Annotated in this window: 1 protein-coding gene; it reads left to right on the top strand. The window is 51.5% G+C overall.

Annotation, left to right across the window (positions count from 1 at the left end):
- Window positions 1–41: 41 nt before the first annotated feature.
- Window positions 42–260 (top strand): hypothetical protein (locus R0J92_RS24130; protein WP_411053543.1); only part of this gene is annotated, 219 nt, incomplete at its 3' end.

The following is a 260-nucleotide window of genomic DNA, read 5'->3' as shown; positions in this document are numbered from 1 at the left end:
ATGCGCTGCTCCATGTCCTGTTTGCCACAGCCGGTACTTGGGTGATCGCCATCATTCTGTTGTCGATCGGCGCAATCATCTTGACGGGCAAAACGGCTGCGCCTGTTATCGCGGAGCGTTTGCCGGCAGTCGGTGAAGCGATGAAATCTTTGGCGGTGCGCTTCAAGCCGGAACAAAAACCTGTGAAGAAACAACCGCGCAAAAAAAATGCGCCTGAAAAAGTATTGGAAATGAACGAACAATTAGCTTACGACGATGCG

This window comes from Tritonibacter sp. SIMBA_163, assembly GCF_046535935.1.
In the GTDB taxonomy this organism is placed as follows: Bacteria; Pseudomonadota; Alphaproteobacteria; order Rhodobacterales; family Rhodobacteraceae; genus Epibacterium; species Epibacterium scottomollicae.
This window is presented reverse-complemented; position numbering and strand designations above follow the sequence as displayed.